General features: G+C 37.0%; 21 protein-coding genes. All 21 read left to right on the top strand.

Features of this window, described 5'->3' with window-relative positions; genetic code table 11:
- Positions 1 to 159 precede the first annotated feature (159 nt).
- Positions 160 to 1,824 carry a type 2 periplasmic-binding domain-containing protein gene (locus tag QFZ87_RS22525; RefSeq protein WP_309866495.1) on the top strand — a complete coding sequence of 555 codons (1,665 nt, stop codon included), beginning with the start codon at positions 160 to 162 and terminating at the stop codon, positions 1,822 to 1,824.
- A 184-nt stretch (positions 1,825 to 2,008) separates the two neighbouring features.
- Entirely contained in the window at positions 2,009 to 3,718 is a 1,710-nt protein-coding gene (locus tag QFZ87_RS22520) for a sensor histidine kinase (protein ID WP_309866492.1), read from the top strand.
- Between the two features lie 89 nt (positions 3,719 to 3,807).
- The gene (locus QFZ87_RS22515) at positions 3,808 to 5,223 is read left to right on the top strand and encodes a response regulator (RefSeq protein WP_309866489.1); all 1,416 of its coding nucleotides are present in this window, start codon (positions 3,808 to 3,810) and stop codon (positions 5,221 to 5,223) included.
- Positions 5,224 to 5,233: 10 nt separating this feature from the next.
- Positions 5,234 to 5,332, top strand: a complete 99-nt coding sequence (locus QFZ87_RS24980) for an AraC family transcriptional regulator (protein ID WP_396133984.1) — start codon at positions 5,234 to 5,236, stop codon at positions 5,330 to 5,332.
- Between the two features lie 210 nt (positions 5,333 to 5,542).
- The gene (locus QFZ87_RS22510) at positions 5,543 to 8,731 is read left to right on the top strand and encodes a cellobiose phosphorylase (RefSeq protein ID WP_309866486.1); all 3,189 of its coding nucleotides are present in this window, start codon (positions 5,543 to 5,545) and stop codon (positions 8,729 to 8,731) included.
- Positions 8,732 to 8,747: 16 nt separating this feature from the next.
- Positions 8,748 to 10,091, top strand: coding sequence for a glycoside hydrolase family 30 protein (locus tag QFZ87_RS22505; protein WP_396133983.1), 1,344 nt, complete (start codon positions 8,748 to 8,750; stop codon positions 10,089 to 10,091).
- 96 nt (positions 10,092 to 10,187) lie between these two features.
- Positions 10,188 to 13,130 carry a carbohydrate binding domain-containing protein gene (locus QFZ87_RS22500; protein ID WP_309866480.1) on the top strand — a complete coding sequence of 981 codons (2,943 nt, stop codon included), beginning with the start codon at positions 10,188 to 10,190 and terminating at the stop codon, positions 13,128 to 13,130.
- 445 nt (positions 13,131 to 13,575) lie between these two features.
- Positions 13,576 to 13,887 (top strand): hypothetical protein, encoded by a 312-nt coding sequence (locus QFZ87_RS22495; RefSeq protein ID WP_309866477.1) that lies wholly within the window; start codon positions 13,576 to 13,578, stop codon positions 13,885 to 13,887.
- 200 nt (positions 13,888 to 14,087) lie between these two features.
- Entirely contained in the window at positions 14,088 to 14,480 is a 393-nt protein-coding gene (locus QFZ87_RS22490; protein ID WP_309866474.1) for a hypothetical protein, read from the top strand.
- A 135-nt stretch (positions 14,481 to 14,615) separates the two neighbouring features.
- Positions 14,616 to 15,113, top strand: coding sequence for a MarR family winged helix-turn-helix transcriptional regulator (locus tag QFZ87_RS22485; protein WP_309866471.1), 498 nt, complete (start codon positions 14,616 to 14,618; stop codon positions 15,111 to 15,113).
- A gap of 26 nt (positions 15,114 to 15,139) precedes the next feature.
- Positions 15,140 to 18,223, top strand: a complete 3,084-nt coding sequence (locus QFZ87_RS22480) for an MMPL family transporter (protein WP_309866468.1) — start codon at positions 15,140 to 15,142, stop codon at positions 18,221 to 18,223.
- A 573-nt stretch (positions 18,224 to 18,796) separates the two neighbouring features.
- Complete coding sequence (locus tag QFZ87_RS22475) at positions 18,797 to 19,192, top strand: VOC family protein (protein WP_309866465.1); 396 nt, start codon at positions 18,797 to 18,799, stop codon at positions 19,190 to 19,192.
- A 24-nt stretch (positions 19,193 to 19,216) separates the two neighbouring features.
- Positions 19,217 to 19,588, top strand: a complete 372-nt coding sequence (locus QFZ87_RS22470; protein ID WP_309866462.1) for an MmcQ/YjbR family DNA-binding protein — start codon at positions 19,217 to 19,219, stop codon at positions 19,586 to 19,588.
- Between the two features lie 324 nt (positions 19,589 to 19,912).
- Positions 19,913 to 20,152 (top strand): hypothetical protein, encoded by a 240-nt coding sequence (locus tag QFZ87_RS22465; protein WP_309866458.1) that lies wholly within the window; start codon positions 19,913 to 19,915, stop codon positions 20,150 to 20,152.
- A 309-nt stretch (positions 20,153 to 20,461) separates the two neighbouring features.
- Complete coding sequence (locus tag QFZ87_RS22460; RefSeq protein WP_309866454.1) at positions 20,462 to 21,610, top strand: C40 family peptidase; 1,149 nt, start codon at positions 20,462 to 20,464, stop codon at positions 21,608 to 21,610.
- Between the two features lie 108 nt (positions 21,611 to 21,718).
- Positions 21,719 to 22,426: a M48 family metallopeptidase gene (locus tag QFZ87_RS22455; RefSeq protein WP_309866449.1), complete on the top strand. Its 708-nt coding sequence runs from the start codon at positions 21,719 to 21,721 to the stop codon at positions 22,424 to 22,426.
- Positions 22,427 to 22,558: 132 nt separating this feature from the next.
- Positions 22,559 to 23,020, top strand: a complete 462-nt coding sequence (locus QFZ87_RS22450; protein ID WP_309866447.1) for an FMN-binding protein — start codon at positions 22,559 to 22,561, stop codon at positions 23,018 to 23,020.
- A 3-nt stretch (positions 23,021 to 23,023) separates the two neighbouring features.
- Positions 23,024 to 23,905 (top strand): FAD:protein FMN transferase, encoded by an 882-nt coding sequence (locus QFZ87_RS22445; RefSeq protein ID WP_309866444.1) that lies wholly within the window; start codon positions 23,024 to 23,026, stop codon positions 23,903 to 23,905.
- A complete protein-coding gene (locus tag QFZ87_RS22440) occupies positions 23,906 to 24,736 on the top strand; it encodes an RnfABCDGE type electron transport complex subunit D (RefSeq protein ID WP_309866441.1) in 831 nt (276 codons plus the stop codon).
- 79 nt (positions 24,737 to 24,815) lie between these two features.
- On the top strand, positions 24,816 to 25,487 hold the full coding sequence (locus QFZ87_RS22435; RefSeq protein ID WP_309866439.1) for a response regulator transcription factor: 672 nt from the start codon (positions 24,816 to 24,818) through the stop codon (positions 25,485 to 25,487).
- Between the two features lie 6 nt (positions 25,488 to 25,493).
- The gene (locus tag QFZ87_RS22430; protein WP_309866436.1) at positions 25,494 to 26,735 is read left to right on the top strand and encodes a sensor histidine kinase; all 1,242 of its coding nucleotides are present in this window, start codon (positions 25,494 to 25,496) and stop codon (positions 26,733 to 26,735) included.
- Positions 26,736 to 26,737: the final 2 nt, after the last annotated feature.

Here is a 26,737-nt window from a genome sequence, read left to right as displayed (position 1 = left end):
GTTTAAATAAATGCTAAATGCGTTACAATTGTACACTCTTTTTATAAAGTTTCCGAGATATAATGAAGGGTATCGATTTGAATGATAGTCTGGGACTAAATAGAAAGAGTGGCAGCTGTTTCGCCCTACAAAAAGACAAAATGATGAGAGGGGTTCAGCATGAAAAAGAATTTTTGGTCTAAAAGTTTCATTTTAACACTAGTTTTAGCACTTTTCTTAGCTGTAATGACAGCTGGATGTTCTTCGAAGACGGATGAAACCGCTTCCTCGAAGGAGAAGAAAGTAAATAAAACAACGGCTTCGGCTGATGAGCCAGGTTGGAAGAAAGATACATCACCGATTACCTTTGATTGGTATGTAAACTTTTCATGGTTTACTGGTAAATGGGGTGATGATGCCGTTTCAAAATATGTAACAGATAAAACAGGTGTATCAGTCAACTTCATCTCTCCAGCGGGGAATGAGGCAGAAAAAATGAATACAATGATTGCATCAGGTCAACTGCCAGATTTCATCACACTCGGCTGGTGGGAAGATGCAGTTAAGAAAATGATTGAAGGAAAGCTTGTACTTCCTTTAAATGAACTAGCAGATCAATATGATCCATACTTCGTTAAAGTTACAGACCCAACTAAGATTGAGTGGTTTAAGCAGGAAGACGGAAATACCTATGGTTATCCAAATGCTTCTTCGTCACCAAAGGATTTCGAAAAGTATAAAGACCTTAAACCATCAAACCAAACATTCTTAGTAAGAAAAGATATGTATGAAGCTATCGGTAGTCCTGACATGAGTACACCAGAAGGCTTCCTAAAAGCGCTTGAAGCAGCAAAAGAAAAATATCCAACTGTAAATGGTGCACCACTTATTCCATTTGGATTAAATGAATTTACTGATGTAGGTAATACTTCTTTAGAAGGATATCTTCAGAATTTCTTAGCTATCCCAATGGAAAAAGGCGGAAAACTTTATGATCGTACTAAGGATCCTGAATACCTTCGCTGGTTAAAGACGTTCAGATTAGCAAATGAAAAAGGACTCTTATCTAAAGATATCTTTATTGATAAACGCCCTCAAATGGAAGAAAAGATTGCGCAAGGCAGATATTTTGCTATGTTATATCAGCGCAGTGACCTTGCAGCACAAGAACAGGCATTATATGCAAAAGATCCAAATTCTGTTTACATTGCAGTAGATGGTCCTAAGAATACCAAAGGTGACGAGCCTACCCTTGCAGGAGACGGCATTTCAGGATGGACGGTTACGTTAATCTCTAAGAATGTTAAGGACAAGGAAAGAGCCATTAAATTCTTAAGTTATTTAATTAGTGAAGAAGGACAAAAGGATTTATACATGGGTAAAGAAGGTCTTACCTATGATATGGTGAACGGTAAACCTGAGTTTAAGCCAGAAGTACTAGATCTATTAAACAAGGATCGTGCGGCATTTGACCAAAAGTACGGCGCTTCATTTAAATATTGGATGTTAATGGATACCAACCTGAGCCTTGATTGGGCTCCACCAACTGCCGAGCCAGCTAAACAAATGGAAGACTGGACAAAAGGAAAAACAGTTAGCTTTGCAGCATTCGACGGTATCAGCCCTACTGGAACATCACCAGAAGGGATTGCAGCAAGCAAAATTGCCCAATTATGGGGTAAAACTTTACCAAAACTATTACTAGCTAAGTCAGATAAAGAGTTCGATTCAATGTTTAAAGACTTCCTGAAGAAACGTGATTCTTACGGTTTAGATAAGGTTGAAAAATACCAGCAAGAAATGTATGAAGCAAACAAGAAGAAGTTAGAAGTTGGAAGTAAGTAATCATAATCCAGACAGAGGCTGACCCCAAAAGGGGGAGTCTCTGTTTGCATTTTTTTATTTATTTTAGAAAATCATTTGTTTTCAGGTGTGAAAAAATTATACTAGAAATATAGTAAACTTCAGGGGGATCATCATGGCATTTTCCATTATTCATAGGCTAAAGTTGTTAATAGACCGATTGTCTTTGCAAAAAAAATTAGTCGGTTTATATATTATTATCATTATGATTCCTATTATGACCTTTACCCTGAGGTATACCCATCAACTTTTCGATAGTGCATTAAAAGATGTTGAAAACAAAAATGAACACATGTTAGAAATTGAAAAAATTCATATCTTGAACAATATTGAAACCATAAGACGAACAGCTCAAATGATCGTTGCAGATCGTTCATTTATAGATTATGTGAAATACCGCAATGACACAAATATTAGTGATTTAATAGATTTTAATACGAAATCTATCTCCAATGTTAGTAAATTGCAGTTTAACAACCCTACTATAGAAAATATTCATGTCTATACTTCCAATCCTTATATCACCGAGATGTGGCCCATTTTATTTCGGGAAAAAAGAATTTTAGACAAGCCTTGGCTGAATGAGGTGAATGCCCTTAATGGGACTGAATTATGGTGGTTCGAAGAGGATCATGATATTCTTGGCAGGCAAACCTCGAAAAATCAGTCTAAAATCTCTTTATTACGAGAAATAGAATACCCTAAAGATGAGCATCTAGGCATTATTGAAGTAGACATGCTCCTTTACAATTTCTTTCCGAAAATGTTTAGCTCCGTTAAGGAGCCTACTTCTGAAATGATTGTAATAGATGCCAAAGGAAACATCATTCAAAATCCCTATAATAACTTCTTGAAAGAAAAGCAAGTCAATCTAACAAATTTAAAGAAATCGTTTGAAGCAAATAAGAAAAAGACAAACAATAGTTTTCTTTTTAAAAATGAAAACACAGAATATATGGTTGTATCCGTTTACATTGATGGGATAGACTCCTATATGTTAAATTTGATTTCTTTAGAAGGTATTTATAAACAAATTACTAAGACAAGATATATGGTTTTAGTAGGGATTGTTGTTTTAATCATTATTTTATCCCTGCTTACCAATGCTTTAACTAGATTCCTTTTAAAAAGAATGATGGAATTGATTGAATCAATGAAGAGAGTAGAAAAAGGAGATTTTTCCGTAAATGTGGATATAAGTGATCACAATGAAATAGGACAGCTCGCTACTCATTTTCGTAATATGTTAAATAAAATAAATGAATTAATAACAGAAGCAGTCAATAAACAGGCTGCTAAAAAAGAAGCAGAGCTAAGTGCCTTAAAAACTCAAATTGATTCCCATTTTCTATACAATACATTAGAGAACATAAAGATGATGGCTGAAATAGAGGGTAATTATCAGATTTCAGATTCAGTTACCTCTTTAGGTGAGATGATGAGGTATAACCTAAAATGGAAAAATGATGTAGTAATGTTAAAAGAGGAAATTGAACACATAAGAAATTACATTAATATAATGGATTTGCGGTTGGATGGAGGTTTAACGCTTAAAGTGGAGGTTCCACCTGATCTAAAAGAACAAGAAGTTTTAAAGATGTCTCTTCAACCTATTATAGAAAATTCAGTGAAACACGGGATAAGACCAAATTTATTAAAAGGGCCTGGGATCATTGAAGTTAGAGCTAGAATAGAAGAGGAACATGTATTTATAGAAGTGGAAGATAATGGTGTTGGAATGACAATGGAACAAACAGCCAGCTTACACAATAGAATGACCTCTGACCATCCAATAACCGAAACGGATAAGGGAAAAGGAAATGGAATTGGACTTAGAAATCTAAACGAAAGAATTACTTTATACTATGGAAAATGATTATGGAATAGAAGTCATCAGTGTTCTTGGCGAAGGAACTACTGTCATAATTAAACTGCCATATAGAAGCATCAAGGGGGCGGGACGCAATGTATAAGATTTTAATCGTTGACGATGAAAAGATGATTCGTTTGGGAATTAAGGCAATGATTGATAGAGAATTTTTAGATGTTTTTACGACTGAAACGGCATTTGACGGAATGGATGCCTTGGAAAAGATTCAAAATGATAAGATTGACATCTTAATTACAGATATAAAAATGCCGAGGATGGATGGTATTGCACTCATCAAACAGATTCAGTGTATGGAGATTCCTATGCCAGCTACTATTATTCTTAGTGGCTTTGATGACTTTGAATATGCCAAAGCAGCGATTAAATGTCGGGTGAAAGATTACCTTTTAAAACCAGTGAAACGCCATGAGCTTTATCAAGATTTGGAAGATATCCTAAACGAACTTAAAGTCAATAATCAGATGGCATTCCAGCACCTAGATGAATTTCGAGCAAATCAGTTAAATTATATGTTATTGAACCCCAACCTTGATGAAGGAAAAATTGTAGACCTATGTAGCAATATGCAAATAGAAGCCTATCTGGAGGGGTACTATGTTGGTGTTGTGAAAAATTGTAAAAAAATTGATGGCGAGGTTCTGCTCGGAAGAATTAAAGATTTCTTCAAGACAGAGCATAGAAGTGATGTCATTTGTTTTCTAGATAAAGATGAGCATGTTGTGGTTATAACAAAGGATAATATGTTCGTTGAATTAAATGAGTTCTTAGGTAAACAAAGATACTTTAGCTATTCGATAGGAGTAAGTGAAAAGAAGCAGAAATTAAATGCTTTAAGGGAGGGTTATATAGAGGCAATCTATTCTCTTAAATATCACTTCCTTTTTCCGGCAAATCAGCTTGTATTCTATGAACATGTAAAAGGAAAACCTACTAATTTAACTATACCTGTAGATATACTAAAAAAGGTCGTTAATATGATAGGAACTGAACGGGAGCAAGAAATAAAATTGCACCTATTAAAGGTCCTTGACTATGATAAAATAGCAAAAAATAATATTACGTATATGGAAGCACTCAGTAAAGAAATCAACCACATTATTTTCGAAAATACAATTACTAAGTTTGGAAAAGAGTCTAGTGATGTTACATATCTTTATGAGAAGATCCAGGATATTTACAACTTTGAAAACTTTCATGAGTATTATCGTGACGTTGAAGAATTGTTGCTTCGCTTACATGAATACCATAAAAAGCTAAGACAAGTTTATTCAGAACAAAAATATATGGATAAGGCATTACGCTATATAGAAGAAAACTTTTCAAAGGATTTAAATCTTGCTGTTGTATCCAATTATATTTCTCTTAATTACTCTTATTTCAGCCATATGTTCAAAGAGTATACGAATCAAAACTTTGTCGATTACCTGAAAATGATACGGATTAATCATGCTAAAAAATTATTAGCAGATTCAGAGTACAAAAGTGTTTGAAATCAGTGAAATGGTGGGGTATAAAAATCCAAAACAGTTTACGAGAGTCTTCCGAGAAATTGAAGGAGTATCTCCAACCGAATATAGAGAACAAAAAATGTACAGGTGAGCGATTTTGCTCATCTGTTTTTGTTTTCAAAACCTTTTCCAAACACATTTGTCCTGTTTCTAAAATATTGACACCTGATACAAAATTCACTATCTAAAGAAGAGTTTCTTTCAACGATACAATAAGAATGAAGGAAAAATCCTTTTAAAAATAAATGATTACGCTTTCAGTTTGTTAATTCTACTAAAAATTACATCGAGGTGCAGAAATATGGTTAACTACCGATTTAATGAAGAACAATATTTTGTTATCGAACAATTTGATAAGGCAAAACCATTTTCTAGTTTTCTTCCAGGTCTAGCTGGGTTATACGGCATTCCCATGTGGTCTTTTTATGTCAACCGCGGTCAGGGAATTGTTAGCTTTGGAATAAAGGATAAAAATAATGCAATTACAGAATTTTATCCAGCTAATCAGGCATATGAACGAGTTTCAACGAACGGGTTTCGTACTTTTATAAAGGTGAAGGACTCAAGCGGAGAAATCATTTTTGAACCATTTACAACCTATCAACCCTCTGAAAACCCAACACGAAGAATGTTTATAAAGGAAAACGAGTTAAAACTAGAAGAAATCAATAATGAACACGGCGTAAAAACTCTAGTCACCTATTTCACAATGCCTAATGAAAACTACGCCGGACTGGTTCGTAAAGTTGAACTGATTAATATTTCTGACCGTACTTTAGATTTGGAGGTAGTGGATGGTTTGGCTTCCATCATACCGTTTGGGGTTGAAGACGCCGCCTATAAAGCAGTAGGAAATACGCTAAAAAGCTGGATGGATGTTTTTAATCTAGATAAGAAAATTCCTTATTACCGTGTCAGGTCTTCTACAAATGATACAGCAGAAGTAGAAGAAGTAACGAAAGGGCATTTCTATTTGAGTTTTTTAAATAACGGCGAGCTATTGGAACCTATTGTAGATGCAGACCTGATTTATGGATTTAACACTTCTAAGACGTATCCGACGGAATTTGCTGCCCAGTCGATTGATACGATTATTTCTAGTAAACCTATTACAGCTAATAAGGTACCTTCTGGTTTTTCCGGCTTTTCTAAGGAACTAAATCCAGGAGAGCATGCTACCCTTTACACGCTTATCGGACATGTTATGGACATTGAAATTATCAATGAGAAAGCAAAGGAAATAACATCAAAGGAGTATATGGAGCGAAAATATCTAGAGGCAAATAAACTAGTTAGTGATTTGACAAATGACATCTATACAAAGACAAACAATCCATTATTTGATGCTTATTGTCAGCAAAGTTATTTGGATAATATTTTACGAGGCGGATACCCAGTCCTCCTTCCTACAGAGCATGCTCCATTTGTTTATTATGTATTTTCACGTAAACACGGAGATTTAGAAAGAGACTACAACTTTTTCTCCCTTGCTCCGGAGTTTTTCTCCCAGGGGAATGGAAGTTTCCGGGATGTAAACCAAAACCGAAGAAATGATGTGTTTTTCCATCCTGAAATAGGAGATTACAATATTAAATTATTCATGAGTCTCATTCAAGCAGATGGGTATAATCCACTCGTAGTCAAAGGGTCAAGTTTTGAACTTGAAGAAAAAACGAAATTAGATTGGCTGCAGGGTCTATTTGAACATTCTTCCGATTATGAGTCCATCTTAAAGAAGCTACAAAGAGCCTTCACACCTGGGGACCTATTGCAAACCATAGTCGACCGAAAAATGTCCCTGACCACTTCTTTGCCAGAGTTTTTAAAAACCATACTTACGAGGAGCAAGCAAAGTGTTGAGGCAGAATTTGGGGAAGGGTACTGGATGGATCACTGGACCTACAACCTTGATTTAATTGAAAACTTTTTAAAAATCTATCCGGAAAAGAGAAGTCAGCTATTATTTGAGGATGATAGTTATAGGTACTTCTCAAGTCCTGTTTATGTTAAGCCGCGTTCAGAAAAGTATGTGCTAAAAGACAAGTCCGTACGACAATATAACGCGATTGTTGAAGCGCATCATGAGCAAACAGGTAATTGGTTAAAGTCTCATACGGGAGAAGAGTATACAACAAATTTATTTAGCAAATTATTTACGCTCGGACTTGTTAAGTTTGCAACCCTTGACCCGTTGGGAATGGGCATTGAAATGGAAGCGAATAAACCAGGCTGGAATGATTCAATGAACGGCTTGCCAGGATTATTGGGTTCAGCATTAAGTGAAACTCTCGAATTAAGACGGGTTCTAGAGTTTAATTTAACTACTTGTAAAACAGAAAGCCAGCGGATTTCTCTGCCAGTTGAAGTGTATCAGTTGCTTCTGACTGTTGTGGAAGGATTGGGGAAATTCAACAAGCAAGAGTTTGATCATTTTCAGTATTGGGATTATGTATCAACAGCCCGTGAACAATACCGGGAAAAAGTAAGAGATGGCTTTAATGGAGAGGAAGTCTCACTTTCATTAGAAGAACTAGCAATTTTTACGAAGGAACTCCTTCTAAAAGTAGATGAAGGTATCGAGAGAGCTATCCATTTAGGTAATGGCCTTATTCCAACTTATCTTTACTATGAAGCTACAAGCTTTGAAAAAATCCTAGGGGAAAATGGGGTGGAGATGACCAATGAACAAGGGCTTCCTTATGTAAAGGTAAATGGCTTTAAGGTAAACATTCTTCCTCATTTTCTTGAAGGACCAGCAAGAGCGTTCAAAACAACTTCATCTCAAAATGCTAGAAAGATGTATCAGGCAGTCAGAGAATCAGATATCTTTGATTCCAAACTGCATATGTATAAAACCTCTGCATCACTTGAAATGGAAACCTATGAAATTGGTCGTTCAAGAGCTTTCACACCTGGGTGGCTTGAACGTGAATCCATCTTTATGCACATGGAATTTAAATATCTTCTTGGCGTGTTAAAAGCAGGGCTTTATGAGGAATTCTTTCAAGACATAAAGTACGCTCTTCCACCGTTTATGAATCCTGAAGTATATGGGAGAAGTGTATTAGAGAATTCTTCCTTTATTGCAAGCAGTGTAAATCCTGATCCGAAAGTTCATGGACAGGGATTCGTGGCAAGACTTAGTGGAACAACAGCCGAATTTCTGACTATGTGGCAGACGATGATGATGGGGAAAGAAGTGTTTTCTGAGAAAGAAGCGAATCTTACATTATGTCTGCAGCCGATTTTACCGGATTGGTTATTTGATGAGAGGGGAAGAGTCGAATTTTCTTTCTTAGGACGAACTCTAGTAACCTATTATAATCCTAAAAGAAAAAATACGTTTGGAATCGATGGTGTTTCAACCAAAAAGTATATTCTTTATAGTAAAGACGGTGCAGTTACAGTCAATAATGTAAGTATTGAAGCTCCATACGCTCAAATGGTAAGAACGGGAGAAATCAATAGAATCGAAGTTTACCTAGACTAAATAGATTGGGATGGTATTGGTGAAAGTAAAAGTCATACAAACGGCTAAAAACACAGGTGAACGATTTATAGAAAAGGGAACACCATTGGTTACCACTGGTGTCCCCTTACATGGAACTACTATTCTACGAATTAATTTAGGGGAAAGATACCAAACGTTTATGGGTTTTGGAGGTGCTTTTACAGAGGCAGCAGCCTACACACTTGCACAAATTCCAGATGAGGGTAGAAAACGAGTGATAGAGAGCTATTTTAATAAAGATACTGGCCTCGGATATACATTGGGAAGAACTCATATTCATAGCTGTGATTTTGCTTTGGGGAACTATACGTATGTTGAGGAAAATGATGCTGAGCTAAAGACCTTTTCTATTGAGCGGGAGCAAAAATATGTCCTGCCTTTAATCAAAGATGCCATGAAAGAAGGAGACCAAGAATTAACCCTTCTTTCTTCCCCGTGGAGTCCGCCTGCATGGATGAAAACAAATAATGAGATGAATCATGGCGGCAAGCTAAAGCCAGAGTATTTTTCTGCTTGGGCGATGTATTACGCAAAATATATAAAGGCGATGGAAGCAGAAGGAATTCCTATATGGGGTGTTACTGTCCAAAATGAGCCTGAAGCAACTCAAGTCTGGGATTCATGCAGGTACACTGCAGAGGAAGAAAGAGATTTTGTAAAAAATTACTTAGGACCTACCTTGGAGCAAGAGGGACTGCAAGAGAAGAAAATTATTATATGGGATCATAATCGAGACGTCGCCTACGAACGTGCAACTACTATATTGTCAGATTCTGATGCCGCTAAATATATTTGGGGGACAGGAATCCATTGGTATGTTTCAGAGGAGTTTGAGAACCTATCGAAAATTCATCAGGAGTTTCCAGATAAACATTTAATATTTACAGAAGGCTGTATTGAAGGCGGTGTTCAACTAGGCGCTTGGCATACCGGTGAACGTTATGCTCGTAACATCATCGGAGATCTTAATAATTGGTTAGAAGGATGGATTGATTGGAATCTGGTTCTCAATGAAGAGGGAGGACCTAATCATGTGGGTAATTACTGCGATGCACCTATCATTATCGATACAAAAACAGGTGAAATCCATTATAACAGTTCCTACTATTATATAGGTCATTTTAGTAAATATATTAAGCCAAATGCGGTGAGAGTTGGATTTGAACTAGAGTCGGAAACATTAATGGCAACAGCCTTTAGAAATGTAAATGGGTCACTGGCTGTTGTCATTATGAATCCCAGTGATCTGTCAGAATCAATCACCATAGATTTAGAAGGAGAGTTTACAGATGTAAGGCTTCAAGAGCATTCCATCACTACCTTAGTGATAGAAAGGTAGATAAGAATTTATTAAATTACAGATTGTTCACAAGGGAGGTGATAGAGTAAATAACTAAACTTTATAATCCATAAGAATATTAAAGGAGGGAAAGGGTTGAAGAAAAAATTAGCGATTATTATGAGTGCGATGCTGCTTATACCGGGAAACCTATTGGCAGCTGAAGCAAGCAGTAAGCTATCACAAAATGAGAAGGTTGAGCTGAACCACTCGAACAAATCTGAATGGTCTCTTGTTTGGTCTGATGAATTTGATGGAACAGAGATTGATCACACCAAATGGGGCTATGATATTGGGAACTGGATGAAAGATAGCGAAGGAAAGGCAATTACGCCTGGCTGGGGTAACAATGAAAAGGAATATTATACGGATTCTAAAGAAAACTCCTATGTAAAAGACGGCAAGCTCGTGATTAAAGCAAAAAAAGAGCAGGTATCGGACGAATTAGGCACATACGAATATACATCAGCGAAGTTAAAAACAAAAAACCTTTACAGTAAAAAGTATGGACGCTATGAAATAAAAGCAAAGCTGCCAACTGGTAAAGGTCTATGGCCAGCGATTTGGATGCTACCAGAAGATGATAAATATGGGTCTTGGGCTGCTTCAGGAGAGATTGACATTGCCGAGGGCTGGGGAAGCAGACCAAATACGGTGGCTGGAACGATCCATTACGGGGAGAGTTGGCCAAATAACAAATTTATCGGTAAGGAATATACATTGCCAAAACAAAGAGGAGTAGATAAGTGGCATACGTATGCGCTGGAATGGGAGCCGGGAGAAATTCGATGGTATGTGGATGGAGAGCTATATGAAACTCAAAATAAATGGTACTCCAAAGGAAAAGATAATGCAGCAAAATATTCCTTCCCAGCACCATTTGACCAGGAATTTTACTTAATTATGAACCTCGCAGTGGGTGGTAATTTTGATGGCGATCCTGATGCCACGACCAAATTTCCAAGCCAAATGGAGATTGATTATGTCCGTGTATATGATTTGAAGAAGAGAGATTACCGTGAACCAGTTGAACCTGCTCTAGAGCCAGTTGTTTTACCTGATAATGCAAAACAACCTTTAGCAGATGGCAATTTAATCTATGATAATCAATACGAACAACCAGTTACAGACATTGCGCAGTCGGATATTGATTTGAATCCGCTTTATTGGAATTTTGTCCATCTACCGGATTTCGGTGGTTCAGGCTCAGTTAGTAAGGACACAATAAATGGGGTTAATTTTTCAAAAATTACGATTGATAATCCTGGGACGCAGTTGTATTCCCTACAGCAGATTCAAAACCTTTCACTTGGCAAGGGTGGAAAGTATAAAGTAAGTTTTGATGCGAAATCTGCAACTGCCCGAAATATGATGGTTAAGGTTGGAGCTGGGGCTTCAAGAGGATGGGCCAAATATTCCAATGAAGAAACCTTTATGCTTAGTGACCAAGTTCAAACCTATGGATTTACGTTTGATATGTTAAATGAAACAGATCTTGAATCTAGACTTGAGTTTAACTTAGGTGGAAATGGGACAAGCCCTGTATGGATCGGAAATGTTCGTGTGGAAGATATTACAGGATTACCTGAAGATTATGATGCCGCGAAACAGCCGCTTCCAGATGGAAATCATGTCTATAATGGGACGTTTGACCAAGGCAGTATGGATCGAATGACTTATTGGAATTTTGTAACGGCAGGTGCTTCAGCAAACGTCTCGGTGAATGAGGCAACCCGGGAATTACATGTTTCCACTCAGGATGGCGGTGCAAATCCCAATGCCGTACAGGTTAACCAGAAAGGAATGTACTTTGTAAAAGGAAATGACTATAAAGCAACCTTTAAAGCAAGAGCGGATCAACCGAGGACCATCCAAGTAGATTTTAGGAGTCAAGACGGGAAAACAAGCTTTTCCGGTCCACAGACCATAGAACTTACACCTATTATGGAAGAAAAAACAGTCGCTTTTACGATGCCTGACACCGTAACAGATGAGAATGGCCAATTTGTTTTTAACTTTGGAGGGCAAACTGCGGATGTTTATCTAGATGATGTAAGATTAATTAAGACCTCCGATGATGTGGATTATGGCAATATAGATTTATTCCCTCTTAAAAATGGAAGCTTTAATGATGGGCTAAATACTTGGAGCAATTATATTCATTATGATGCAAGTGCACAAATTACTGCCGATAATGGCGAGGCAAAAGTGGCTATTGGAAATGAAGGTAATGAAACGTGGAGTGTTTTGCTTCAACAGGAAAACATGAGCCTGGCAAAGGGAGTAACGTATGAAGTGTCCTTTGATGCTCGTTCTACCAAGCCAAGAGATATCGAGGTAACGGTTGAGAATGCTCAATACAATCGATATTTTGATCAAAAGGCAGCACTTACAGATCAAATGCAGTCGTATACATTTGAATTAAAAATGCCGACAGATGATTTAACTGCGATTAAATTCCAACTAGGAAAATCATCTAGTTCACCATTAGGTACCCATGATGTATTTATTGATAATGTCGTTCTTAAAGTTAAGGGGATGGAGCCTCCTGTTCCAGAAACGACAAAAACTGCTGGAATTGATAATGGAACCTTCGATCAAGGTACAGATGATTGGTCTGCCTGGTGGGGTGACCAGTGGAGCGGTTATGCTGGAGGTACTATGACCTCTGAAAATGGTAAATTAAAGGTTGATATTACACAGGTTGGGGGGGCAAGCTATTCGCCTCAAGTTTTTCAGAAGGACTTGTTATTTGAGAAAGGAGCAAGTTATACGGTTGAGTTTGATGCAAGTGCTGATATAGCTAGAAAAATGAACATCAATATTGGAAAAGAACTCACATCTGATCCATGGTTTATTTCCTATGCTCCAACTCAAACCTTTGATTTAACAAGCGAGATAAAGCGGTACAGCTTTACCTTTACAATGACTGAAGACACCTTTTCTGATGGAAAAATTGTTTTCGAACTAGGAAACATCACCGGTGGAAATGCAGCTACCACTGTGTACTTGGATAACATAAATATTAGTAAAAATTAAGTGCCTAGGGGAGCCTAGGGGACGGTTCTGCTGGCTTACTGATAATGAGGAAGACCTTGCAAAGCCCAAAGTACCGCCCCTGTGGCATCCCTTGGCAAACACTCGAAATTTGTCGAATCATAGGTTATTGACAAGCTTATCGGTTCATGAAATTATTATATTGAAAACTTCACTTTGCCTCTAGCGCTTACCCACAATTTTTTAACCCCTTGCATACATGAAACCCTTAAAGAATGAAAACAAAAAAACTAGTGAATTATACCAACCTTTCTAAATAACCTCCTAATTGAATCTTCACATTTTTCTACCAAAACACCTTTTCAACTAAAAATATTTTAATAAAAAACTGAAAGGAGTGATAAACAAAGTAGCTACTTATTATATTTTAAAAGATTCCATTGCCACTACACTTTCTGGTATTTTTTATTTTGAAGGAGGATAAATAATGGGTCACGATATTTATGGAGTCAATAAGGCAGGAAAAGAAATTGCTTATGCGCGTTTTAGCATGGGGAATTATAATGCTACGATACTGTACAGCTTACTTGAGGCCGATAAATACTATGCAGGAGTTAGTGGGTCAGGAGACTGGTCTACCTTCTCCATACAACAAATTGAAAAGGCTTTGAATGAGTACAAGCAATTATATAAAAAAGGTGATTCTCAAAATTGGGATCTAAAACAAATCCTAGATTTTATACAAAACTGTTTAGAAACTGCAAAAAAAGAAGAGAGTGTAAAAGTGTATTTTGGTTAAATTGATATTTTCGTAAATTCGATTCTATTCTATTCTAGTAAACCTGCAATCTTCCCCTTTGATTTTCACCATTTTAAATCCACAATCATGCCGTCTTATATTAACTTCCTAACTAAAGTGATGAAAAGAATATATACATTTAATAACTAGAATAAATGGGAAAGTTGCCGTTAAATCCGAATGAAAAAAGGAGCGGTAGTATGAATGCAGTTCTGAGTAAAATTGCTCAAGGGGTCACAGTTTGTTATTCAGAGGTTTTCCCCAATCAAGACAACGATTTTTTTCCCTTAGATTGTATGGGGAAGCTATTTTTGGTCGCTGACTCATATTGTATGAATCCCGATTGTACATGCCAAGAGGCAGTTCTTCATTTTCTACAAGTCTACCCGAGAGAAGAAAAGAAAGCTGACAGTTTTATGATTAGGTTTAAGCTTAATGGCAGAGGATATAAAATTCATGAACGTGGCAAATTCAATAAACGTGAGATACAGACCATCGTTATGCATTTTACGGCCGACTGCACGATTCTAAACCTATTAAATGAACGATTTAAGGAAATGAAGGAAAAAGCAAAAGAAATAATTCTAAGTTAATCGCAAACCCATGGTGCTTGATCCTTAGGGAAACCTTTTAATTGACAAATAAGTTATAAAATTTTACGATAGATAGCACACGATGTATCTTATGGGATACATCGTGTGCTATTTTTTTGGGAAGGTGGTTGGTAAATGGTGGAAAAAGCCATTTTTATTCGGGAATCTATAGATCTATTACAAAGTTATATGATGAAAAGTCTTCAGAAACATTCCGAAGAGCGTGGTGTCACTATCCCTCAAGCAAGAGTAATAGGCGAAGTGTTTGCTCATAAAAAAATCAGTATTAAACATCTTTCTCAAAACCTAAAAATGACCCAAAGTACGGTTTCAGATATCGTTGAACGACTTACTTCAAAAGGGCTTCTAGTGAAAACGCCTAACCCTAATGATAAACGTTCTGTGGAGATTTCACTTTCCAACGAATTATCAAAAGGAATCAATGAGGACATAACGGATATCGCAAATAAGTCACTAGGAGATGTCTTAAGTCTATTAAACCCAAACGAACAGGAGATTGTTGAGGAGGGTATGAGATTATTGGTTTCGGCTGTTAAGGAAAAAATGGAGACAGAGGGAATGGATAATCATGAATTCTTTGATGTTTTGTACTTTCAAGAAAAAACAAAATAAATTTCTACAATAACGGAGGATTCAAGGTGAGACAGATTATTAAAGGCCGCTGGGCCATATTTTCCATATGGTTGGTTGCGACGATCGTGCTTACAGTCATACAACCAGACATCAATGCCATATTACGGCAAAAAGGGCAGCAGGGAACGAGTAATGACAGTCCTTCCGTAATGGCAGATCGTATCTTAAAAAAGATGGATACAACGAAAGGGACGAACAACCTTATCGTTTTTTACGATAAAAATAAACTATTAGATGATGAAATGGAGAAAATCGGTGATGCGGTAGAAAACATTCGTGATAGCAGCTCAGAGCTTGGTATTGCTAACATCATGGATCCCTTCAGTATCCCAGAAGCCAAAAGCTCTCTAGTATCTAAAGATGGTACGACACTTATGGTAAGCTATAAGCTGGATAAAAGAGGGCGAGAAATAGATGATATCCAAAAACAAATTGAAAGCAAATTGAATCATGTACCTGTTGAATACTATCTTAGCGGTGAAGACTTTATCAATAATGATTATCTGAAGGCATCTCAGGCAGGTGTCGAAAAGAGTGCGGCATTAACCGTTATCTTTATTTTAGTAGTCCTTATCATTGCATTTAGGTCAGTCGTTACACCTTTGATTTCCTTAGTGGCTGTAGCTTTTTCTTACCTTGTTTCCATGGGAATTGCAGCTCAATTAATTGATAAAGCAGGATTTCCAATAACCAGTCTTACCCAAATGCTCTTGGTCCTTATCCTTTTTGGGATTGGTACGGATTATAACATCCTTCTATTTAACCGATTTAAGGAAGAATTATCCCATGGACATTCGATTGAGGATTCAATCGTAAACACTTATAAAACGGCAGGTAAAACAATTGCATACAGCATACTCACTGTATTTATTGCTTTCCTTGCGCTCATTTTTGCCGAATCTCCAATCTATCGATCAGGTGTTGTGGTTGTAATTGGGGTAACCATATTGTTACTTCAAATATTGACTTTAACGCCATTTGTCATGAAGGTATTAGGTAAAAAACTTTTTTGGCCATCTAAGAATGTAATTGGTCATAAGGAAAACAAGTTTTGGGGGAAAACATCCTCCTATGCTGTTAAGCATCCTATTATATCTATAGTCATCATACTTTTGATACTCGGACCAATGGTGTATTTCCATCAGGAAAAGCTTAACTTTGATACCGTTGGAGAACTTGGAGATAAATACCCTTCTTCAAAAGCGATAAATTTGGTATCGGATCACTTTGGTAAAGGCCAGGCGATGCCTGCGACTGTTGTCATCGAAACTGGCAAGGCACTTGATAATAATGACTCTCTTGCAGTCATTGATAACATAACTGAAAGATTGAAAAGTCTTAAGGGAGTGAAGCAGGTTTCTTCCATCACTCAACCCCAAGGGAAACCAATTGACGGTTTTTATGTCGATAATCAAATGGGGGCTGTTACGGATGGCTTGTCCCAAACGCAAGGTGGTGTGGATCAAATCCATGATGGATTGAAAGAAGCACAAGAAGGGTTCGGTTCTGCTGACTTTTCCAAAGTCAGTCAAATGGTTGACGGCACGGCAAAGCTTCAAGATGGTATGGCTGCCTTAACCAATGGTTTGAAGCAAATCCAAACCGGTATAAATGATGGGTCAAGTAGTTCAAAGACTATCACTAACGGTATGGCTACCATTGAAACAAATCTCTCAAAGATGAGCAACGGTGTTGGTTTGTTAGCTGAAAATTATGGGAAGATGCAGTCTGGATATGCTGAGATGGGCTCTAGTTATCAATATGCCGCTCAAGAGCTTTTAAGGGTAAAAGCGGAGTTGTCGGAAATGCAATCTTTGGTAATGGCATTAGGGAGCAGTTATGGAGAGTCTCAAAGTGATAAAAACTATGTAGATTTGAAGAGGAAAATTGATGAGACATCAGCATCATTAATTCAAATCACACCTGAAGGAATTCAAGTATTAAATGCTAATTATAATGCAGTAACTGCTGGTTTTGGGACAGCTAATAAAAATCTTGGCGCCATGAGCAGCGGCTTATCGCAAATAGCAGATGGGTTGAAAAAACTTGAATCTGGACTTGGTCAGGCATCCTCAGGAATCGGCACCATCGTAACCAATATGAATAATGTAACAAGTGGATTGGGCCAAATGAAATCTGGTCAGCAGCAGCTTGCAGACGGCCTCAATGGTTTCAGCGTTTTTGGCGAAAAGCTATCAGATGTAAACAACGGCTTAAAGCAAATCTCTGACGGTCTGGGACAAACGAATGGTTACTTAACGCAGCTGAATACGAATAAAACTTTCTTTATTCCAAAGGAAGCGTTGACTAATAAGGACTTTAAAAGATCCTTTGACACATTCATGTCCGAAGATAGAAAAATCACTAAATTCATGGTGGTTCTGAATGATGATCCATATTCAGAGAGTGCATTAAAAACCGTAGACAAAATCAATCAAACAGTTTCAGATGGACTTAAAGGCACCGCTCTATCAGATGCAAAGAGTGGAACTTCTGGACCAAGTGCGACAACAAACGATATGAATAATGTATTGACCAGAGATCTAAATAAAACAACGACAATCGTCATTATCGGAGTATTGCTAGTACTGTTCTTTGTTATAAGATCTTTCTGGACACCGGTTTTCATTACTGCATCCCTTGTTGGGGCATACTATGCGGCGATGTTCCTTATAAATTATATTTTCATAGATTTGAAGGGGCTTGAAGGTATTTCTTCTTTCGTACCATTCTTCTCCTTTATCATCATTGTCGCCTTAGGAGTAGACTATAGTATATTCTTAATGATGAGGTTTAAGGAATATCCACAATTACCGGCTAAAGAGGCAATCGTGTTGGCTTCAAAGCAAATAGGCGGTGTGATTATAGCAGCAGTGATCATCCTTGGCGGCACCTTTGCCACACTGATGCCTTCGGGTATCATCCTTTTATCAGAACTGGCCATAGCTGTTATTGCCGGTCTGGTCATCCTTTGTTTTATCCTGCTTCCTATCTTTGTTCCGGCATTGATGGCTCTTCCAGAAGCTCTAGCAAATGTATTTTCTAGAAAAAGAGAAGAGACTGTAAGTTTTGAGGAAAAAATAGTGTAAAACGCAAAAAAGGCAGTCCCCTTCTCAAAGGGTAAAGGGTTCCGTTTTCGGGTGCTTACTTATTAAAAGACACAAGAATTGACGTATGAATTGGCATACGTCTTTTTCTTTATTTATCAAGGTTTCTACGAACATCCGAGCTGATAAATAGACGGAAAAATTCCGTTTATTTAGTAATTATTATTAAAACAGGCTTAAATAGACGGAGAAATTCCTCCTATTTACTCAAAAAAATCGAAAATGAGAGATTTTTCTTTGCATAACCGGAAAATCTCCCCTTATTTTCTCCGAAACGAGCTCCCTTCTGTAGTTAACCGGAAAATCTCCGCTTATTTTATCTTTTGCTGGTTACTTGATTAAGGACAGAACATCTTATTTACTGTCACTTCGGCACGTATTTTAAGAAAAGTACCTCAAAACGGAACCCTTTATTTCAAAGGAGGAAACTGCCTTTTTTTAATATTGACGGAATTATTTTCTATAAAATATCCTATAATAGAGAAGTCTGAGAGAATCTACTAAGTTGAAAAGCAACCTAGAAATAATTCATTCTTGTAAAAATAGGAGGCCATTATGGGAAGATTAGTTCATTTTGAAATTCATGTGAGTGAAATGGAAAGGGCAAAAAAGTTTTATGGCGAGGTATTCGGTTGGTCATTTCAGGATTGGAGTGAGTATGCGGGCATGCCTTATTTTGGAGCAGTGACTGGCGATGAAAATGAACCAGGGATTAATGGTGCTTTGATGCAGCGTCAAAGTGCTCCGCCGGAAACTAATCAAGCAATGAATGGATATGCTTGTACAATGGGAGTAGAAAATTACGATCTAACAGAATCGAAAATTCTTGAACATGGCGGCAAGGTCGCCATGCCTAAATATGCCCTTCCTGGAATGGCGTGGCAAGGATACTATATTGATACCGAAGGCAATGTTTTCGGAATTCATCAACCCGATACGAATGCAAAATAGAATGGTCGATAGGTGAATGAAAATATGAAAACACATAACACGGCAGGAATGCTTGAAAAAGTGCGCAGCATTTGTCTTGCCCTTCCTGAATCTACTGAAATTATCGACGGTTTCGGTCACAATACGTTTAAAATCAATGGAAAATCCTTCGTGATATCAGGTGAAAGCGAGAAAGGATTCAGCCTGTCGTTTAAATCAGACAAGGAAACACAGGAATTATTGCTGCAGAAAGAATATTTTTTCAAAACCCCGTACATAGGACATCATGGCTGGGTGTCTATTCAAAAACCAGAGGGACAAGACTGGGATGAGTTGGCGGATCTCATTCAAGAAGCCTATTTGCGTGCAGCACCAAAGCGTTTGGTTAAGAAATGGAATGAGTTACTTGCAAAGTGAGAAAGGATGATGAGCTGCCTTTCTTTATTTTTACGTTTTTTTGGTAAATAATTGATGTGAGAAAAGTCATCAGCTTAATCAATACTTTACCTATTAAAAGATTAATATATATAACAAGGAATGGGTAACGAGAACGTATAAAAAGCCGCTAAACAGTCTAGCGGCTTATTTATTTGTGCGTCCACTTCCCCAATCCCCTTTTTCCTATTTACAAGAAACTATCAATAAACCTATCAAAATGGACTATTTATAGGTTTAAATACAAGCAATTTTATCCTTTCTTGAATCTTATAGTTATTGAGATTTATTAAGGAGGTGAGATTGATGGCTAAAATGACTAAAAGGTGTTGTTTCTATGGACCAAATTCCAAAGGGCAGCTTGTTGTAAGATGTATATCTTCAACAAACATCTGTCTTTCTCAGATTCATCACGGAGGGGAAGATCTAGATCTTTTTTCAGCTTCTGCGCTCCCTGTTGAAAACTGTGGAGATTGTCATCGCAAAATTGCTATACCTGGACTTGAGGGATTTACCATAGTATCAGCTGATGAAGACGAAAATTAACTAAGTTCAAGAAAGACAAGCCCATGTTTGTAATGTTTTAAATATGGGCTTGTCTTCAATTTATTTCTCGCGATTTCATTTGTATTCCATTAAATCACCTAACGGATGTGCTTATATGTAAGATGCGCTGTCTACAAGGTAGCTTTATTTTTTTCATCACATGTCGACAATTTTGTCAGATTATTCTACATAAAATTACAATTGTATTACATTACTGCCAATTGCATTGTTATTAGTCCATTTGGAGTATAAACTAGTAATATATTAGGAATTTGGAATTAATGATAGGTTACAAGAGGAGATAATGTAATGATAAAAAAATTCTTTAAATATACAGTTACAGCTACCATTCTTGCCGCTACGATCCAAGTAACACCTACTTTTGCGAGTCCGGAAACGTCAGTAATCCAGGGTCAAATTAATACAACGGAAGACCAAATTGATAATTTTGAAACCAAGATTCAACAATTAGATGACAGAATCAGTCAATCAATGGATAAAAGTCAGAAACTAAACGATCAAATAAAAACACAACAAGGTAAAATTGTCGAAACAGAAGCTGAAATTGAAGAATCTAAAGCGTCCCTAGAAGCACACAAAGAGGTCTATTCAGAACGCCTTAAGAGCATTCAGTTAGAGGGAAAACAATCAATCGTTACATACGCAGAACTTTTGCTTTCGTCTAATAACCTTTCTGAGTTTTTCACCCGTTTTACTGCTATCTCGAGTATTATGGAAAGTGATACAGCCTTACTAAACGGCTTAAATGAAAAAGAGCAAGCATTAACAGAAGCAGAGAAAAAATTACATGAAGAGTATAATCAATTAAAAAAGAGCCAAAATGAATTAGCATCTGAACAAAAAAAGATTCAAGAAGATAAAGCAGAAATTCAAAAAGAATTAGCTACTGCGGAGAGTACATTACAAAATCAACAGAATCAATTGGCTCAACAGCAGGCTCAAGAAGAGGCTCAGAAACGTGCACAGGAAGAGGAACTTCGCCAAGCTCAATTAGCTCAGCAACAGGTTACTCAAAGACAGTCTGGAGGAACCAAGACTTCAAAATCTGCACCTTCTCTAAATGTGTCTAATGAATCTACCTCTGCAACGGCAAGTAATGTCATTGCTATTGCGAAAAGATATATGGGCGTTCCTTATGTTTGGGGAGGTACAACACCAAATGGATTTGATTGTTCTGGATTAACAAGTTATGTGTTCCGTCAAGTTGGCATCAATCTTCCAAGGGTGTCACGTGACCAACAAAGGGTTGGAACAAGAATCTCTCCAAGTCAAGTACAGCCGGGAGATCTAGTATTTAGAGGTTCACCTGCCTACCATGTTGGTATTTATATTGGAGGTGGACAATACATCCATGCACCACAAACTGGTGATGTGGTGAAGATTTCTACTTATAACCCAGCAAAATTCACGAGTGCTGCTAGAGTACTGCATCCTTAAATACATGGAAAAAATTAAGATGTAAACTAATATAGTTTATAATAACAGTGTCTGTTCCTTTTAAGGGACAGACACTATTTTTTTAAGTAATGTAAAAAAGGTGATGAAATGATACATACATACTTAGGTAAGACCATATGTTTTGAAATTAAGTACAAAAATCGTTCCTCCATGGGTATCACGATGGATAGCTATGGAAATGTGGAAGTCCAAACACCGAAAGGAACACCAGATGAAAAGGTAATCCAACTATTAGAGAAAAATTGGGAACCCATTCAGCAAAGATTAAAAGAAATAAAGGAGCGGCTGCAGGGACCGCAGGAAAAGGTATATGAGCATGGTGAAATATTTCTTTATTTAGGAAATACCTTTCCCATACAGATTTTTCAAGACAGTACCATTACCCAAGATTACGTGAAATTTGAGGAAGATAAATTACATATATATGTGAAGTACCCAGAAGATGAGAAAATAAAACATGCATTAAAACGCTTCTATTATCAGCAGTGTAAAGCAATAGTTGAAAAGAGCATCTCCTCATATCAAAGTTACTTTAAAACAAAACCACGTTCGATTCGGATCACAGATAGCCAAACTACATGGGGAACCTGTGATTCGAGGCATCAGTTAACCTTTAATTGGAGGCTGGCGATGGCACCGCAAAGTGTGATTGATTATGTAGTTGTTCACGAAATGTGTCACATGGTGCATTTAAATCATGACCGGTCTTTTTGGAGGCTGGTTGGAAAAATATTGCCTGATTATAAAGAAAAAGAAAACTGGTTGGCATTATCCAACTGGAAAATGACTGTATAATAGTTTGTATTTGAAAAAGGAAAGGAGCCACCAAACTTTGGTAGGTTCCTTTCCTTTTTCAAATAAAATTCTAAGATTACTAAGATAAACTGTTTTGGAATGGTGATTGAGATGTTATAGGAGGGATTCTTTATGAAAGAAATAGACAAAAAATGGATCATCCTTTGTTCCACGGCAGTTGCAGCTGTATACTCAGCTGGTTATTTAACAACGGAAAATCAAGTGAGCATTGAACAGCCTATTCATCAAGTGGCGAAAAACATACAAACAAATAACAAAGCACCAAATGGTGTTTCGGTTAGCGATACTCAAATAAATAAACTCTATAAAGATGGTACGTTCACTGGTACAGGATTGAATAGAAGGGGTTCTATTGATGTTACGGTAACCATTCAAAACGATAAGATTACGGATGTTGAAATAAGCGATTTTGCTATGCATTATTCGGAAAGCGATATTGTGGGGCTACCTAATGAAGTCTTGAAGAATCAAAGTGCACAGGTTATAAATGTTTCAGGTGCAACGTATAGTACGCAAGCATTTGAGGATGCCGTTCAAGATGCCCTTAATCAAGCATTAAATACAGTGGGGTAAGTTATGAGAATAACAAAATTATATATGGATACCGTGGTCGATGTACAGGTTGTTACGCGGAAAGAAGAAAAAGAGGTCGAAGAGAAAATAAATCGTGCATTTCTTGCTTTTCAACGAGTGGAAGAAGCGTGCAGCCGATTTAGTCCTTCAAGTGAATTAATGAAAGCTTGTCAAAATGTCGGCAGGCCAATTGAAATTAGTCCGTATCTTTTCGAACCGCTATACTTTGCCCTTCAAATAGCTCAAATAACGAATGGGTTATTTGATCCTACAGTAGGGAAGGTGATGGAGGAATACGGATTTAATCGTCATTATTTAACAGGCTCGATGATCCATAGTCCTTCTGCTGAAACAGGTACTTATCAGGATATTTTATTAAGCCAAGCAACAAGGACCTTAACAATAATGAAACCTTTAGTCATAGATTTAGGTGCAGTAGCAAAAGGATTTGCGATTGATTTAGCTGCTCGTGAACTAATAGACTTTGAAGGGTTTGTCATCAACGCTGGCGGTGATTTATTTGCTGGTGGGCTGAACGAAAAGGGGATTCCGTGGGAAATTGGAATCCAGCATCCGTATCAAAGGGATCTTCTGATTGAAACAATTAAACTTTCCAATGAAGCAATCTGTACTTCTGGAAGTTATGAGCGAAAGAATCATACAATTCCAAGTTTACATCACATAGTTAATCCAAACACTAAGTCTTCGCCCAATCATTTAGTAAGCAGTAGCATTGTTGCTCCTTTTGCGATGATGGCTGATGCTTTTTCAACTGTAGCATTTCTACTAGGTGAAGAGAAGGGGAAAGCGGTTATTGAAGAACTAAGTCTTAAGGGGTTGCTGATCACACCAAAATTAAAGATAATCAGGGCTGGGGGAATATAAATGAGAACAATTAAATGGATGAAAACACCAAAAGGATATGTCACAATTAGTTTAATAACATATTTAATTATCGCATCAATTGGATACAGAACAATAAATGGGTTTCGAAATGCTTTTATTGCCGTTGTTGCAGCATTTGTTATAGAGTTCTTCTATAGCAGGATGACCAATCGCAAAAGCAGCAAGGATGGAGCTGTTATTACCGGCTTAATTATTTCATTGGTTTTGAGTATAACAACTTCATGGGCGTATGTGGTAGGAACAGCCGCTATCGCCATCTTGTCTAAACATCTTTTGGTATTCAAAAAGAAACCTATTTTTAACCCAGCAGCTATAGGGTTATTTGTATCTGTTTTTATTTTTCATACAGGTCATAGCTGGTGGGGAGCGTTTGGGGACCTACCGTCGTGGCTAATGATGTTCCTGTTGATTGGAGGTTACATTGTTACCGATCGTGTGAATAAATTCCCTCAAGTGTTTGCCTTTTTGGGGACCTTTTTTGTATTGCTATTTTTCATGGGATATTTTCAAGTTGGTGATGCAGCAGATGCTCTTCGCCCACCCTTTATCAATGCCACTATATTTTTTGGACTTTTTATGCTTACCGATCCTCCTACTTCGCCTGCTAAATATAAGAATCAAATTCTTTTTGGTGCCATTTCAGCCATTTCAGGTATTGTTGTTTATGGAATGCTTGGAGGCTTGACTTATTTATTTTTCGGCGTATTTATGGGGAATTTATATAATTATTTGAATAAACGTTCAGTTATGAAGGCTTCTGAACTTAAGCAGCAGCGTGTAAAAAATTCACAGAGAGCGCTTTATAAATAAAAATCTTCATTTGTACTTTAATTTGAGGCTAGATGTTGGAGAATACTAAACTCAGTTAAAAGGAAGTTGGCGAATAAAATTGCGTGTGCTGGTCGTTGAGGATGATTTACCGTTAAGACGGATCATAACAACCATATTAGAAGAAGAACAATACGAAGTGGATCAAGCGGAAGATGGGGAAGAAGGTTATCTTATGGCCTCATCCTATGATTATGATTTAATCACACTTGATATTATGCTTCCAAAGATGGATGGTTTTACACTGATAAAAAAGTTAAAACGTGACGGATGTCAAATACCCACATTATTTCTGACGGCAAAAGATCGAGTTGAGGATCGTGTGAAGGGACTAGACTTTGGAGCAGACGATTATATTGTTAAACCCTTTGCTACTGAGGAATTTTTAGCAAGGATCAGGTCGTTACTTCGCAGGTCAGGGAAAATAGGAATTGAAGGGAAAATATCTTACGGTCCCATTCTTCTTGATACCAACCAACACGAAGGTTTTATAAAAGAAGAAAGTTTAAAGTTAACAATTAAAGAATATGAATTGCTATATTATTTAATTCAAAATAAAGAACAAATTTTAACGAGAGACCAGATTTTTGAAAGAGTTTGGGGAATAGAATCAGAAACAACAGAAGCCATTGTGGATCTCTACATCCATTATTTACGGAAAAAGTTAGCTCCTTTTGGTTATGAAAAGCTAATTCGGACAATTCGTGGTGTGGGTTATATGGTAAGGGAGTAATCAGTCATGTTTACAAAAACAAAACGCCGGCTTGTCATTACTAACTCTCTTGTTTTCTTTATACTCCAAAATACCTTTGGAGCAATGATTTATTTATATACGCATTATAGTTTGTATCATCAAGTAGATAATAACGTTTTAGAAAAGAAAAACCACTTACTTCACGAAAGGGAAAGATTGGGGACGGAATTGAACCAGGAGCGTGAGGAAAATCATCGGCTTGTCTATTTGTTATGGGAGAAAGGTAAGAAACTGAATAAAGTAATACCTACCAACTCTTTAACCGATAAAGATACTGAGCAATTTGCTAAATTCTTAAATACGGAAGGGATGCAATCAACGTCAATTGGAGCTAATTCTTACCGCTTAATTACGATACCAATATCAACTAATAAAAACTATGCACCTGTAAAAAAAATTCAAGTAATCTATAACCTTAAACGAGAAAAAGAGATGTTATTCCATTTGCTTATGGTGATTTGTTTCGGGTCTATTTTAAGTGTTTTTATCGCTATCTTAGCAGGAATTTATTTAGCTAATAAAGCTTTAATACCTATTAAATTTTCATGGGAAAAGCAGCAGCAATTTGTTGCAGATGCGTCACATGAATTGCGTACTCCACTATCTGTTATGAAGCTAAATCTTGAACACTTATTTCGCCATCCTGACAATTCAATTGAAGAGGAAAGTGAGACCATTCATCAGGCTATACAAGAAATTAACTACTTATCCAAGATGTCTTCAGATTTACTAACATTAGCTCGATCTGATTCCAATCAGCTACAGTTAATACAAGAAACCATTCAGTTAGATGAACTTATATGTCAAGTAGCTAAGGGCTTTAATGCATTGGCCTTATTAAAAAGTGTTCACCTAAAAGTTGACCTTGCCCCTATTCAAATAATTGGAGATACAGAGAGACTAAAACAACTGTTTGTTATTCTTATTGATAATGCCATTAAATACACAAAGCAAAATGGCTCTGTTTTTATTAAAGGAAGCATTAAGAGCTCACGTGCAATGATCGAAATAGTGGATACAGGGATTGGAATATCGAAGGAGGATTTGCCTCATATTTTTAATCGATATTATCGTGGTGATAAATCACGAAGCCGTCATATAGAAGGATCTGGCTTAGGGCTCTCTATAGCAGAATGGATTGTTCAATCTCATTCGGGCAAAATTAGGGTTAAAAGCAATATAGGGGAAGGGACACATGTTTTTGTCACACTGCCACTAAGTAAATAATC

It is taken from the genome of Bacillus sp. SLBN-46, from assembly GCF_031453555.1.
Lineage (GTDB): Bacteria > Bacillota > Bacilli > Bacillales > Cytobacillaceae > Neobacillus.
Note: the sequence above shows the minus strand (reverse complement) of the source record. Positions and strands in the feature narration are given on the sequence as shown.

Coding starts and splice junctions, on each gene's coding strand:
- QFZ87_RS22525 (WP_309866495.1), top strand. CDS start 160: ATGAAAAAGAATTTTTGGTCTAAAAGTTTCATTTTAACACTAGTTTTA.
- QFZ87_RS22515 (WP_309866489.1), top strand. CDS start 3,808: ATGTATAAGATTTTAATCGTTGACGATGAAAAGATGATTCGTTTGGGA.
- QFZ87_RS24980 (WP_396133984.1), top strand. CDS start 5,234: ATGGTGGGGTATAAAAATCCAAAACAGTTTACGAGAGTCTTCCGAGAA.
- QFZ87_RS22510 (WP_309866486.1), top strand. CDS start 5,543: ATGGTTAACTACCGATTTAATGAAGAACAATATTTTGTTATCGAACAA.
- QFZ87_RS22495 (WP_309866477.1), top strand. CDS start 13,576: ATGGGTCACGATATTTATGGAGTCAATAAGGCAGGAAAAGAAATTGCT.
- QFZ87_RS22490 (WP_309866474.1), top strand. CDS start 14,088: ATGAATGCAGTTCTGAGTAAAATTGCTCAAGGGGTCACAGTTTGTTAT.
- QFZ87_RS22485 (WP_309866471.1), top strand. CDS start 14,616: ATGGTGGAAAAAGCCATTTTTATTCGGGAATCTATAGATCTATTACAA.
- QFZ87_RS22475 (WP_309866465.1), top strand. CDS start 18,797: ATGGGAAGATTAGTTCATTTTGAAATTCATGTGAGTGAAATGGAAAGG.
- QFZ87_RS22470 (WP_309866462.1), top strand. CDS start 19,217: ATGAAAACACATAACACGGCAGGAATGCTTGAAAAAGTGCGCAGCATT.
- QFZ87_RS22465 (WP_309866458.1), top strand. CDS start 19,913: ATGGCTAAAATGACTAAAAGGTGTTGTTTCTATGGACCAAATTCCAAA.
- QFZ87_RS22460 (WP_309866454.1), top strand. CDS start 20,462: ATGATAAAAAAATTCTTTAAATATACAGTTACAGCTACCATTCTTGCC.
- QFZ87_RS22455 (WP_309866449.1), top strand. CDS start 21,719: ATGATACATACATACTTAGGTAAGACCATATGTTTTGAAATTAAGTAC.
- QFZ87_RS22450 (WP_309866447.1), top strand. CDS start 22,559: ATGAAAGAAATAGACAAAAAATGGATCATCCTTTGTTCCACGGCAGTT.
- QFZ87_RS22445 (WP_309866444.1), top strand. CDS start 23,024: ATGAGAATAACAAAATTATATATGGATACCGTGGTCGATGTACAGGTT.
- QFZ87_RS22440 (WP_309866441.1), top strand. CDS start 23,906: ATGAGAACAATTAAATGGATGAAAACACCAAAAGGATATGTCACAATT.
- QFZ87_RS22430 (WP_309866436.1), top strand. CDS start 25,494: ATGTTTACAAAAACAAAACGCCGGCTTGTCATTACTAACTCTCTTGTT.